Origin of the sequence: Alloacidobacterium sp. (assembly GCF_035631355.1) — a bacterium.
Lineage (GTDB): Bacteria > Acidobacteriota > Terriglobia > Terriglobales > Acidobacteriaceae > Alloacidobacterium.
Genome location: NZ_DASQIX010000058.1, coordinates 1 through 13,947 on the forward strand (window position 1 = coordinate 1; position 13,947 = coordinate 13,947).

Below are 13,947 nucleotides of genomic sequence, written 5' to 3' on the forward strand. Positions count from 1 at the left end.
TGACGGAGAGAAGACTGAGAGGTTTCCCCACCGCGCGTAGTAAGGCTGCATGATGCTGTGTCGAATGCCGTACTCGATGACCAGGTTCGGCCTTGCGCGCCAGGTGTCCTGAGCAAAGTACTCATACATGTTGCTCAGGAAGATGGTGTAGGCGCGGATGCCGATTTCGCCATAGGTATCGAAGAGGCCCAGGGCGGTGTTGCCCACAGCGGCTTTAGATGATGGGTTGCCGCCGCGCGTATCAGTAAAGGTGAAGAAGCCGTTCTGGTTGTTGGTGGCGCCAGGTGTGGTGGAGCTTACGTTGATCTGGTCGAAGTCATTCTGGCTTTCGCGCTCATAGATAAAGCCGGCTTTGAGCGTGTGATTGCCGATGATCTTCGTCAGGCTGTCTGAAGCATCCCACATGACACCGCCTGAGTGTGACGGATAAGGACCGCCATCAAGCGTATCGAAGTTGGCGATCTGGATGGTCGGAATCTTGTCGGGAATTTCCTTGTCGCCCTGGGGGAACAGGAACGGATAGTTGATGCCGTAATTTGTCCGGTTGTAGAGGCCGCTGCTGGTATCGATGCCGATTCTCACATGGTCGGCGCTGCCTGAGACGTATGCCTCATTGACCATAGTGGGACTGATGGTCCAGGTGTAATGCAGGACCGCGACCTGGTTAGGTCGGTGCCATACCTGTGGCGTTCGGTTAAAGTTGCCATAGTGTGGTGAGACGCTGTCGTAGTTGTAGTTCAGCAGGGAGAAGCGTAGGTGATGACTATCAGACGGAAGATAATCGACGATGAGGGTATCCTTGCGCTGGTTTTCCGGATAGATGGCGGCATCGATCCAGTTATATGTGGGATTGGATGTGTTAGGCGCGGGATAGGCATTGAGCAGCGCCAATCCGTTGGCGCTTAGCTGGCCTGGCGGGATGATATTGCCTGAATAAGGGGTGCCGGTGGCGGGATTCACAAGCTGAATGGCTTTTCCATAGAAGATGTTTGTCGGGTTAAGCAATTCGCTGAAATCGCCTTGACGCATTAGGTTTGTTGGGACTTTGCGAGTGTCGGTATCAACGTGGCGATAGCGGAGAAATTCCTGCCCGGCGAGGAAGAAGAGCTTCTTGCGCCCGCTGTTGAACCCCAGGCCGGGGATGTAGACGGGGCCGTTGAAGTTCCATCCGAACTGGTTATAGCGGAAGGCTGGCGGATGGCCATAAATGGATGGGTCCGTGTTGGATTTACGCGTCCAGGTATTGGCGTTGAAGAAGGAGTTGCGCAGGTATTCAAAGAGTGCACCGTGGAAATCGCTGGTACCGCTCTTGGGGACGATGCGGATAATGCCGCCGGAGGCGCGCCCATATTCCGCCGGATATGCTGCTGTGAGCACCTGCATTTCGGATGTGGAATCCGTGTCGGCCACGCCGATGCTGGTGCCGTTACCCCGGCTGCGCACCATGGGAGCGCCATCGAAGGTCATGCCGTTTTCACGGTTGTTCGACCCGTTGATGTTGATGCCGTTGTCGAGCCCAAAGTTAAAGTTCGAAATGGAGGAGCTGCGGCGGACGCCGGGCTCAAGCTGGGCCAGGTACATGGGATTGCGTCCATTGAGCTGGATGGACTGTACCTGCTGCTGAGTAACCAGCTGTCCGACTGCTGCGGTTTGCGCCTGGACAACGTTGGCGTCAGCAATGACGTTGACTGTTGTGGCGGAGCTACCCACGCGAAGTGATGCGTCAATGCGGAGACCGATGCTGGGATCCAGATGAGCGTGACTCTGGATATAGCTCTCGAAACCCTGCGCTTCGACCCTGATGGTGTAGTTGCCGGGAGGCAGATTGGTGACCGTGTAGAAGCCGCCGTCGTTTGAGGTGGAGTTGCGAACCTCGGCGGTAGCCTCGTTGCGGACCGTGATGGTGGCGTGCGGCAATACTGCCCCAGCCGAATCAGTGACGGTGCCGGAAATGGATGCGTTATCGGATTGCGCTAGCGCGATTGGGATTGGGAGTACCAGACCAAAAAAGAGTGCTATGAACAAACATCTGCGAGCGAACATCAACGTCTCCTCGGGAAATTCGGGTTTTCGTGGTACGTATTGGAAACGGCTACCTCATGCTTTCTAAAGGTTTGGAATCGATACCATCTCCGAGGCGAAAATGTATCGGCTGAGAGAAATGGTTGTCAAGAAGTACTATGCAATATCCGTTGAAAGTTGGATTGTGAATATTGGTCAAATTGATAAGAGGTACGTTCTGTCTTGCAGCCCTCAGGTGGATGCCGTAACCTCATGGCACGCATGAAGAAGCTTTCTCCTGTTGATGCACTTGGACCTGCTTTCCGGCGAGCGCGCGAAGTGATGGCCGCGCCGTTCCGGCTGGGATTTTTTCTGAAAATTGCCTTGGTTGCCGCGCTGACACAGCCGGGCTTCTATTCCGTCATCATTTCGTATCCGGTGCAGGGTGTCCAGGCCGCTGCCGGTGCGGCAATTCGGCATCGCGCGGTGATGAATTTTTCAGGGGTTGACGGACTTGCTTTTGCAGGACCCGCGGCGGCGGCTGGCTTTGTCATCCTGACCATCGTGCTGCTGATTGGCCTGCTTGTATGGGTGCTGGCGACCTATCTGTTCTGCCGGTTGCGCTTCGTACTTTTTGACCTGGTCGTATACCGACAGGGGAAGGTGCGCGAGGCATGGTCAAAGTATGGACGGCAGACGTGGCGCTACTTCGGCGTGGTTCTGCTGGCTTCGCTGGCTTTCCTGGTGCTGCTGGCCGCGACAGCGGGGCCGTTTTTTGTCCACATGCTGAAAATGGCAGCCCGCATTGGCGCGCAGGGAACGCATGCGAATCCGTTGTCCATGCTGGGCGCGATGCTGCCGTTTTTCGGCATTGCTTTGTTGGTGGGGCTGGCATGGATGCTGGTCGACGCGATTTTGCAGGACTTTGTGCTTCCTCCGATTGCTATCGAAGATGCTCCAATTGAGGGCGCATTTGGGCGCCTTTTAGCGCTGATACGCGAGGATTTTGGGTCATTTGTTGTCTATCTGCTGCTGCGCTTTGTCGTGGCGCTGGGTATCAGTTGGACGCTGATGGTGGTGGTCTTTCTGATTCTGGCCGTGGGTGGCATGGGTGGCTTGGCGGTTGGGTTTGGGTTATACCGCGCGATGTGGCACGGAGGGATTGGCCTGCAGGTGGTCTTTGTAGCGATTGTGGCAGCGATGGCGCTGGTGCTGATTGGTGTCTACCTGGTGGCGATGGTGGCCGTCTATGGGACGGTTGCAGTTTTCAAGCAGTCTTATGCGGTGTATTTCTTCGGATCGCGCTATGCAAGACTGGGTGATTTGCTGGAACCTCCGGAGGAGGAAATGGTTGGCGTGAGGATCGAACCGCCTTTGCCGCCGCTGCCTCCGTTAAATGAGCCGCCTCCTGTCTGGTGAGGACTGGCCGTCCAGGCGGACGCGCCTTCGGCACAACGCCATTGGAGATTCTGCCCGGAAACGAACAGTCTCGTCCAGTTTTGGACAGGGTCTGGACTTGTCTGATCTAAGAGATTGCCCCAAGCCGCTCATTTTCAAAAACATACATACCAATCTTGATTGGCACATGATGTGCGGGCATTCCCACTATGAGGTGTCTGCATGGCGTTTTTCGAGGATTTGCGTTTTGCACTGCGGCAGTTGATTAAGGCTCCCGGCTTCGCTCTGACAGCGATTGTGACGCTTGCGCTGGGCATTGGGGCGAATACCGCCATTTTCAGTGTGATTCATGCCGTCCTGATGCACCCTTCTGGCATGGACGCGCCCGAGCGGATCGCCATTATGCGGACGAAATATACCAATCTGGGCCTCGATTTTCCGGACGTCTCAGTGCCGGATTTTGCCGATGCGCTTTCGCTCAAGGACAAAGTGCAGGCTGCTGCGATCGAACTGTCGGACAGCTACAACATTCTTCACGATGGGCGAACCGAGCATCTGGATGGCGCTCAGGTGACTTGGCAATGGTTCAATGTGCTCGGCGCGCGACCGATTCTGGGCCGGACATTTACCCCTGAAGAAGACCAGAAGGGCGCGAACAGCGTGGCCGTGCTCAGTTATGGCGCTTGGCAGAAATTCTTTGGCGGCGACCGAAACGCGGTTGGCCAGACCGTGATGCTGAACCAGAAACCCTATCGTGTGATTGGTGTAATGCGCAGCGATTTTGACTGGCCGCGTGGCAAGGAAGTGTGGACGCCGATGGGGCTGGAGCCGAATGCATATGATCTGGGCAATCGCTTCAATGAGAGCTATGTGGCCGCAGTGCGGCTGCAGTCGGGAGTGAGCTTTGCACAGTTCTCGGCCGGTCTGGCTGCAAAGTCACGCGAAGAGTATGCGCGCGAGGGCCAGAACGGGTTTGCGATCCGGTCCAACTGGGGAATGACGGCTACACCGGCCACAGAATTTGCTGCCGGCCCATTGCGTAAACCGCTCTACGTTTTGTTTGGAGTGGTGGGATTGGTGCTGCTGATTGCTTCGGCGAATGTGGCGGGGCTGTTTCTGGCGCGTGCCTCATCGCGGTCAAAAGAGTTTGCTATTCGGACAGCGCTGGGCGCGAACGCCTGGCGGCTGGTGCGGCAAATGCTGACCGAAACAATGCTGCTCGCGGGGTTGGCGGCGCTGATCGGGATTGGGGTGGGACCTGTGTTTGGCAGGATGTTGCTGTGGTTAGTGCCGCAGAGTCTCGGCGAAGGCTATACGGTTGAGATGTCGTTCGGGGTGCTGGTCTTTACCGCGGCAGCGGGCCTGCTGACTTCGTTGATTGCAGGAACAGGCCCGGCGATAAGGATGGTGCGCTCGCAAAAACGGCTGCAGCTACATGACGGTGGACGGACCTCGACCGCATCTGTGGATAAGCAAAGGCTGCGCAGTGCTTTCGTGATCGGAGAAGTGGCGATGGCCTTTGTGCTGCTCGCCGGGACGGGATTGTTTCTGGCAAGCCTGCGGCAGATGCAGCAGATCAATCCGGGGTTTAACCCACAAGGCGTGCTGACCGGCGTGGTTGTTTACTCAGGCGAGGGATACAAAGACAACCGCGAGCGTCAGGAGGCTTTTGTCAATGCCGTGCTCGACAACCTGAAGGGGCAGCCCGGCGTGAAAGCTGCTTCAGTGACCACCTCGCTGCCCTTTAGCAATCAGGATGGAGCGAGTTCGTTCAGCATTGAAGGGCGAGCTACGGGGCCAAATGATCCGGGGCCGCACAGCCAGTTGAGTCTCGCCACGGCTGACTACATCAAAACGATGCAGATTCCGCTGCTCGCCGGTCGATGGATCAGCACGGAAGATCGCTCGAACACGCAGTCGGTGGTGGTGATCGATCAGAAGCTGGCAAAAAAATACTGGCCAGGCCAGAACCCGATTGGTCAGCACCTGGGCAGCTTTCATTCCGACTCGCAGTGGTCAACAGTAGTAGGAGTGGTGGCGGATGTTCGCCCTGATTCGCTGGAAGAAGATGTGAGCGACGGGATGCGTTACTATCCCTACTCGCAGGAAGCGAACGGCATCGCGAGCTTTGCTGTGCGCACGGATGGCGATCCGCTTGCTCTGACTACTACTTTGAACCGGGCTATTGCCGCAGCGGACCCGGCACAGACGGCTTTCGACGTGAGCACACTGGAGTCGCGCGTGAACGCGTCAATGGCGTCACGAAAACTGATTGTCTGGTTGCTGACGGCGTTTGCTGGCCTAGCCCTAGTGCTGGCGCTGGTCGGAATCTATGGCCTGATCAGTTATGTTACTGAGCAGCGCACTAATGAAATCGGCATTCGCATGGCTCTGGGTGCGCAGCGCGGGCAGGTAGTTGGGTTGGTGATGAAGAGCGCGCTGGCGTGGGTTGGCATTGGGTTGGTTATCGGCATCGGCATGTCGTTCTTTGCCGCCTCAATGTTGAAGCATGTGTTCACTTCGTTTGGCGGAGGCGTTGTTTCGTCACTGCTTGTTGCAGTGGCGGCGCTATTAACAATTGGCGGGTTGGCGGGGTTGGTTCCGGCGCAGAGGGCCGCATCGGTTGATCCGGCGAAGACGCTTAGAAACGAATAAAACAGGGCACAGGTCTCGGGGCGCAGGGCACAGAAGACTGACTTCTGCGCTGGATTGAGAGCCACGCATACGGGAACAGACTGGACGTCTGTTTGCGTATAGTGCTTCATCAGGAGAAGACATGCAGGCAGTTTTTGAAGACATTCGCTATGCGTTGCGGCAGTTTCGCAAAGTTCCCGGATTTACGGCGACCGCAGTCCTGACGCTGGCGCTGGGCATCGGCGCAACGACCGCCATCTTTACGCTGGTGAATGCCGTGTTGCTGAAGTCGCTCCCGGTGGCGAAGCCGAGCGAGTTGTGGCGCGTGGGTGATACGGAAAACTGCTGCATCAACGGTGGAATGCAGGATGACTGGTCGCTCTTCTCCTATGACCAGTACAAGATGTTTCGCGACAACAATCCTGAGTTTGCGCAGATGGCGGCTTTTCAGTCAGGCGCGAACCAGATCAGCGTGCGCCGCGAGGGAAGTGACCATCCGGCGGAGAGCTTTATCAGCCAGATCGTCTCCGGCAATGCTTTTCAGACTTTCGGCATTAACGCCTATGCCGGGCGACTGCTGCAACCGTCCGACGACCAGCAGGGCGCTGCTCCGGTAGTGGTGATGAGCTTTCGTACTTGGCAGCAGAAGTTCGGGCAGGACCTCTCGGTTGTGGGATCGAGCTTCATTATCAACGGGCAGCCGTACACGGTAATCGGTATCACTCCGCCGGGCTATTATGGCGAGCGGCTCACGTCGGACCCGGCGTCGTTCTGGTTCCCCATCTCCAGTGAGCCGCAGATTGACGGCGTGATGTCAGTGCGCGACCGCCCCGATCTGCAGTGGCTGAACATTATTGGCCGCGTAAAGCCCGACGCCAACATCAAGCAGATGGAAGCGAAGATGCAAGTGCAACTTCGCCAGTGGCTGTTGAGTCCGGTAAGCAAGGTGGAGGAGCGCGATAAGGGGCTTGTTCCCAAGCAGACCCTGCATCTTGCGCCCGGCGGCGGCGGAGTGCAGCGTATGCGCGATGAGTACCAGGATGGGCTGCATTTGCTGATGTGGATTTCGTCATTTGTGCTGCTGATAGCCTGCGCCAATCTTGCCAATCTGATGCTGGTAAGGGCGACGACGCGCAAACTGCAGACCTCAGTCCGTTCGGCCCTGGGAGCGCCGCGCACAAGACTGGTACGGCAGGCGCTGACGGAAAGCATTGTGCTGGCGGTAATGGGCGGCATTGTGAGTCTGGCGTTTGCTTATGGCGGAACGAAGCTGATACTGCATCTGGCTTTCCAGAAGAGCTATGTGCCGATTCATGCGACGCCCTCGCTGCCTGTGCTGGGGTTTGCCTTTGGCGTCTCGTTGCTGACGGGCGTGCTGTTTGGCGTTGCTCCGGCGTGGATGACAGCGCATGCCAATCCTATTGAAGCTTTGCGCGGGGCTAACCGATCGACCGGACAGGGCAGTTCGATTACTCAGAAGAGCCTTGTGATCGTGCAGGCGGCGGTTTCGCTGGTACTGCTGTGTGCGGCGGGACTACTGACGCAAAGCCTGCGCAACATGCAACACCAGAAATTCGGCTTCGATATGACCAATCGCTACATAGTACATATTGATCCGCAGATGGCCGGGTACAAACCGGAGCAGATGGACGCCTTCTATCGTCAGCTGCACGATAACCTCGCCGCGATTCCCGGCATGAAGAGCGTTGCTTTCTCGCTTTACAGCCCGATGGAAGGCGACAACTGGGGGACCGGCGTTTACATTGAAGGGCAAGCACCTCCTCCACCGGGAAGCGATGAAAACAATGCTTCGTGGGTGAGAGCAAGCACAGGCTACTTCGACACCATCGGCACAAAGCTCATTCAGGGGCGCGAGTTCACCGAACAGGACACATCCGCGACACGTCCGGTAGCTGTGGTGAACAAGACCTTTGCGAAGAAATTCTTCAAAGACGGCAATGCCATTGGGCAGCACTTCGGCATCGACCGGAAATCGCCGGCTACGTATGAAATTGTTGGCGTAACCGAGGACACGCAATATTGGCAGCCGACGAGCCATATACGGCCCATGTTTTTTCTGGCGTCGCCGCAGTGGGTGAAGTACGACGATCCCGATCTGGGCTCTTTCGAGAAAGTATCGCACAGCAAGCTGAATGCGATTGAGCTGCACACGTCAGGCTTTGTACCTGGGCTGGAGGCACAGGTGCGGCGTGCGATTGCGCAGGTGAATCCCAATCTGACGGTGATCGACTTCCAGACCTTTGCCGAACAGGTGCAAGGCAACTTCAATCAGCAGGGAATGATTGCACAACTGACATCGCTCTTTGGGTTGCTGGCGCTGGCGCTGGCGTCGATTGGACTCTATGGCGTGACGGCCTATTCGGTTGAACGGCGCACAAGCGAAATTGGTATTCGCATGGCGCTGGGCGCGGACCGCACTGCGGTATTGAAGCTGGTGCTGGCGGGTGCTTTCCTGCAAGTGGTTGTTGGATTAGCAATCGGTATTCCAGCGACAATTCTCGGCGGGCGGGCGATGGCGAACCAACTTTTCGGCATCAAGCCTTACGATCCTGTTGTGCTGGTGGTGACGACGCTCGTACTGCTGGCTGCTGCGTTTGTCGCTGCGGTTGTGCCCGCGCGCAGGGCAGCGAATACGGAGCCGATGCACGCGCTGCGGACGGAGTAGGCGCTACTTTTCCGCGGAATCCTTGTTGCGCGCACGCACTTTGAACCATATCGGCGAACCTTCAAATCCGAAGGCTTGCCGTATCTGGTTTTCGAGGAAGCGCTCGAAGGAGAAGTGCAGTTTCACGTCGCGATTCGTGAAGAGAATGAATGTAGGCGGCGCAACGGCGGCCTGCGTCATATAAAAGATGCGGACTTTCTTCGACATTGGAACGCTGGCGCGTTGAAAATCGATGCGTTCGAGAAAGCGGTTCATCTGGCCGGTAGAAACGCGCTTGCGGCGCTCTGCGGCCACGCGGCTGACCGTGTCTAATACGCGATGGATGTTCGTACCATCCGCAGCTGAGATGAAGAGGACGGGAGCATAGTTCAGATATTTGAGCGTGTTGCGAAGCTGCTCTTCAAAGATAGCGCGGTCCGCGGGCGGTTTGCCGTCTGTGCGCTTTGATGTTACGAGATCCCATTTGTTCACCACGATGACAACAGAGCGGCCGCTCTCATGCGCGTAGCCGCCGATGGTTGCGTCGGACGCGGTAACGCCTTCGGTCGCGTCAATGACGAGCAGCGCCACATCGGCGGCTTCAAGATGCTTGCGGGCCATGACGACTGATAATTTTTCCGCCATCAGATGGGTCTTGCCTTTGCGGCGAATGCCAGCTGTATCAACGATGCAAAGCTGACGGCCTAAGTGCTCGATGACTTCATCGACGGCGTCACGCGTGGTTCCGGCGATGGGTGAGACGATGGCGCGCGATGATCCAGTCAGCGCATTGAGCAATGTTGACTTGCCGACGTTGGGTCGTCCGATGATGGCGACGCGGGTCTCATACTGCTTGAACTCGCCGTGGGTTCGGTGTGGGGTATCTTTTTCTGCCTCTTCTTCTACCAGCGTTTCGCCGGCTTCCGGAAATTTCAAAACCGCAAAGACTTCATCAAGCAGGTCGCCGATGTTGTGCCCATGTTCGGATGAAACTGGGACGAGGTTTTTGATTCCAAGCCGGCGAAAATTTTCGGCCCCGGCATCGAGAGCTTCGGTATCGATTTTATTGACCGCAAGAAAGAGTGGCTTTCCGGTCTTAAGCAACAGGCGGGCGAGATCGATATCAGGAGAAGCGAGTTCGGTGCGTCCATCGACGACCATGACGATAGCTTGCGCCTCTTCAAGGGCGACGCGCGCCTGGCGGAAAATTTCTGCCGGAATCATAGCTTCGTCGTCGGGAATGATGCCGCCGGTGTCAACGAGACGGGCGACGCGTCCGTCCCATTCCACGTTGCCGTAGATGCGGTCGCGGGTGATTCCAGGTTCATCGCCAACGATGGAGCGACGCGAGCCAGTAAGACGATTGAAAAGGGTGGACTTGCCGACGTTAGGCCGTCCGACTATGGCGAAAATAGGAGCAGCGCCGTTCGCAGATTTGGGTAAAGTCTTGCGCGTCAGGTGTTTTTGGGGGCTCAAAATCTTTCTCCTCGTGACGCGCTCAAGAAGGCGAACACTTGTCTATTATAGAAACCAGGGTTTCGCCGGAATTTCGCCTCATGTCATCGGTAGCTCAAACTGTGCCTTCACTGCCTTCGCTCTATGATTTCTTCGCGCCGGGAGGCGTGTTGTCGCGTTCGAGCCTGCCCTACGAATTCCGCAAAGGGCAGTTGGAAATGGCCCATGCGGTTGAGCGCGCCTTGAAGGAGCACAGGCACCTGATTGTGGAAGCGGGTACAGGAACCGGCAAGACTTTGGCGTATCTGCTGCCTGCGCTGCGTACCGGACAGCGAGTAATCATATCCACTGGCACAAAGAACCTTCAGGAGCAGCTTTTCTTCAAGGATGTTCCGTTTCTCGAATCGCTGCTGGGGCCGCTGCGCGTCTGCTACATGAAGGGGCGGGCGAATTATCTTTGCCGGCATAAGCTTTACGCGCTGCGCGATCAGCCGATTTTGAATGGGCTGGAAGAGATCGAGCAGTACCAGGCGATTGCTGAATGGGAGAAGACGACGGAAACCGGCGACCGGGCGGAGATTGATTCATTGCCGGAAGCGAGCGCGGTGTGGGCGAAGCTGGACGCTCGCAGCGATGCCTGCCTCGGGCAAAGCTGCCCCAATTACGAGCGCTGCTTTATTACGGAAATGCGTCGCAAGGCGGCAGAGAGTGATGTTGTGATCGTGAACCATCACCTCTTTTTCGCCGACCTATCCATCAAGCAGCAAGCCCGGACCGCGCCTGATGCGGGCGTGCTCCCGGATGCGGCTGCGGTGATCTTCGACGAAGCGCATGAACTGGAGGATGTGGCATCGAGTTATTTCGGCATCAGTCTGAGCAATGTGCGCTTTGAAGAACTGGCGCGTGATCTGGAAACAATGCTGCGCGCGAAGCAGGCATTGAACAGCGGTCTTCACTCAGCCTCGCAACTGCTGCGCGAGCGGGCGCGCATGTTCTTCGGCGCGCTGCCGATGGGAGCGCACGGCGAAGGCCGCATGCAGTTTGCCGATCGTGAAGAATTTCTGGAGACGCAGGGGGATCTTTATATTGCGTTGCTCAATGCGCTGCATCGTCTTGAAGGCGAACTGGAACATGTGCGCGGCGTGGAAGAGGCTCCGGGATTGAATAAGCGTGCCACGGACATTCGGGAGCAATTGAAGTTCCTGATGGAGGCTGATGACCGCAACACGGTCTTCTGGCTGGAGCGGCGCAGAGCGGGACGTGGGCGCGAGGCGGGCCGCAATACTTATCTGCAAGCTACGCCGATTGATGTCTCGCAGCTGCTCAACGAATTACTGTTTGAGAATTTTCCCAGCGTCATTCTGACCTCAGCTACGCTGACAGTGCAGGGCGGGTTTCAGCATATTCGCAGGCGCGTTGGCATGGAAGACGCGCGCGAGCTTGTGGTGCCGTCGCACTTCAGATATGGCGACCAGGCGCTGCTTTATCTGCCGCCGGAGATGCCAGACCCGCGCGACCCGAATTTTCAGGAACAGGCGACGAAGCAAATCCACCGTGTGCTGGAGCTTTCCGAGGGGCGCGCTTTCTGTCTCTTCACCAGCTATCAGCAGATGCGCGATATCTATGAGCGATTGTTGATGGAACTGCCTTATCCGCTGCTGCTGCAGGGCAATGCGCCGCGCAAGGCGTTGCTTGAAGAATTTCGCGCAACGCCGAACGCCGTGCTGTTCGGCACGTCGAGCTTCTGGCAGGGAGTGGACGTGCAGGGTGAGGCCTTAAGCTGCGTCATTATCGATCGACTGCCGTTTGCCGTGCCGACAGACCCCGTGGTGCAGGCGCGCATGCGAGCGATTGAAGAGGAGGGAAGAAGCCCCTTCTTTGAATATCAGGTGCCGTCGGCGGTGATTACCTTGAAGCAGGGATTCGGGCGGCTGATCCGCTCGCTTGAAGACCGCGGCGTGCTCATGCTGCTCGACCCGCGTATCCAGCGGCAGCGCTATGGGCGCATCTTTCTTGAAAGCCTTCCTCCTTACCGTGTTACTCAGGACATTGCCGCAGTCGGCGATTTCTTTCAGCGAAAATAATTCTGTCTTGACGGCTGGTGGATGCTTGCCTCAAAGTGGGTTTGTTTTTCTGAACCTCTCAGATAGAGGCCATTCCGTGCAATTTATATGTAAGTTGATGGCGGGAGTTTTCATTCTGGCGAGCGTCTGCGCCGCGCAGACTACAGCACCGAATTCACTGAAGACTTATATCAAGGAAGACGCACCGATGATCGTGCTGAACAATGTGCGCCTGATTGATGGCACCGGCGCGCCGGCGCGTGAGCGGATGCGGATCGACATCGACCATGGCAAGATCGTCAATGTGCAAAGCGCCATGCTGCGCAATGCTTTTCCGCCGGGTGCGAAGGTGATTGATCTGGAAGGGAAGACGGTTTTTCCGGGGATGGTTGGCATGCACGAGCATTTGTATTACGCCACACCACTCGAGCCCAAGGATGGCGTCGTCTTCTTCGGTGAAGCGCCGGATTCCGCGCCGCGACTCTACCTTGCGGCAGGAGTTACGACGGCGCGTACTGCGGGGAGCGTGGAGCCCTATGCGGATATTGAGTTAAAGAAAGCCATTGATGCAGGCAAGCTGCCTGGGCCGAAGCTGCATCTCACGGCGCCGTATCTGGAAGGTGCTCCCACACTGGGTCCACAACTCTATGAATTGAAAGATGCGGCGGACGCTGGCCGTTTGGTCGATTACTGGGCCGCGGAGGGCGCTACGTCATTCAAGGCATACATGCACATCACGCCAGATGAGTTGAAGGCGGCGATTGATCATGCTCATGCGAAAGGGCTGAAAATTACAGGCCATCTGTGCTCGATTGGCTTTACTGAGGCTGCTGATATGGGCATCGACAACCTGGAGCACGGTTTCGTTGTGGATACCGAGTTCTACTCGGGCAAGAAACCAGGTGTGTGTCCTGGACAACGCGGGCCGATGATGGAAATGGCGAAGAGCCTCGATATAGAGAGCGCGCTGGTGCAAAAGATGATTCAAGACCTTGTGAGTCATCATGTAGCTGTCACATCGACATTGGCGATCTTTGAGAGCTTTGTGGCTGGACGTGCGCCGCTGGAATTCGAAACGGAGCAGAAGTCATCGATGTCCGGGCAATCATGGAGCCATGTGCTGGAGACACGCGCATCCATCGCCGAGAACGGAGACAAATCGCCTTGGGCTGTGCTGCTCAAGAAAGAAATGGAGTTTGAGCGAAGCTTTGTAAAAGCCGGCGGCTTGCTCATGGCTGGCTGTGATCCGACAGGCTTCGGCGGTATTCTTGCTGGCTTTGGCGATCAGCGCAACCTTGAGTTGCTGGTCGAAGCCGGCTTCACGCCAGTCGAGGCGATACATATCGCAACGGAAAACGGAGCGAAGTGGCTGGTCGAGGATGCGAGCATTGGAACCATTGCTCCCGGCAAGGCTGCTGATATCGTGGTCGTCGACGGCAACCCGGCAGATAAGATCAACGACGTGGAAAAGGTCGAGACTGTTTTCAAGGACGGCGTCGGCTACGACCCGGCAAAGCTGCGCGCTTCTGTGCAGGGGCTGGCCGGAATCCGGTAGCATAAAAGCGGGACATGGCCCGCAACCTCTACATCCTTGCCGGAACGCTGCTGCTGTTCGCGCTGATTTCCTGCGGCATGACGTTCTTCGGCAATGCACAGCAGGGGCTTCCAGGTAACGGTTCGCTGTGGAAGACGACCGCGCTGTTTCTTACGGTGGGCGGGTTAATCGTCGCG

The 13,947-nt window shown here is 56.9% G+C and carries 7 protein-coding genes; 5 read left to right on the forward strand and 2 right to left on the reverse strand.

Annotated features, from left to right (window positions below; all coding sequences use genetic code 11):
* The coding region (locus tag VEV40_RS10010; protein WP_324832035.1) for a carboxypeptidase-like regulatory domain-containing protein at positions 1-2,043 on the reverse strand (2,043 nt) is incomplete at its 3' end.
* 231 nt (positions 2,044-2,274) lie between these two features.
* On the opposite strand from VEV40_RS10010, the gene VEV40_RS10015 reads away from it, so the two are divergent.
* From VEV40_RS10015 to VEV40_RS10025, 3 genes are all read left to right on the forward strand, one after another.
* On the forward strand, positions 2,275-3,420 hold the full coding sequence (locus VEV40_RS10015; protein WP_324832036.1) for a DUF7544 domain-containing protein: 1,146 nt from the start codon (positions 2,275-2,277) through the stop codon (positions 3,418-3,420).
* 201 nt (positions 3,421-3,621) lie between these two features.
* Positions 3,622-6,054 (forward strand): ABC transporter permease, encoded by a 2,433-nt coding sequence (locus tag VEV40_RS10020; protein ID WP_324832037.1) that lies wholly within the window; start codon positions 3,622-3,624, stop codon positions 6,052-6,054.
* A 121-nt stretch (positions 6,055-6,175) separates the two neighbouring features.
* Positions 6,176-8,719 carry an ABC transporter permease gene (locus VEV40_RS10025; RefSeq protein WP_324832038.1) on the forward strand — a complete coding sequence of 848 codons (2,544 nt, stop codon included), beginning with the start codon at positions 6,176-6,178 and terminating at the stop codon, positions 8,717-8,719.
* A gap of 3 nt (positions 8,720-8,722) precedes the next feature.
* On the opposite strand, the gene der is transcribed toward VEV40_RS10025, so the two are convergent.
* Positions 8,723-10,174, reverse strand: a complete 1,452-nt coding sequence (gene der, locus VEV40_RS10030; RefSeq protein WP_324832039.1) for a ribosome biogenesis GTPase Der — start codon at positions 10,172-10,174, stop codon at positions 8,723-8,725.
* An 80-nt stretch (positions 10,175-10,254) separates the two neighbouring features.
* On the opposite strand from der, the gene VEV40_RS10035 reads away from it, so the two are divergent.
* Complete coding sequence (locus VEV40_RS10035) at positions 10,255-12,237, forward strand: ATP-dependent DNA helicase (protein WP_324832040.1); 1,983 nt, start codon at positions 10,255-10,257, stop codon at positions 12,235-12,237.
* 76 nt (positions 12,238-12,313) lie between these two features.
* Positions 12,314-13,771, forward strand: a complete 1,458-nt coding sequence (locus VEV40_RS10040) for an amidohydrolase family protein (RefSeq protein WP_324832041.1) — start codon at positions 12,314-12,316, stop codon at positions 13,769-13,771.
* The last annotated feature ends 176 nt before the right edge of the window (positions 13,772-13,947 follow it).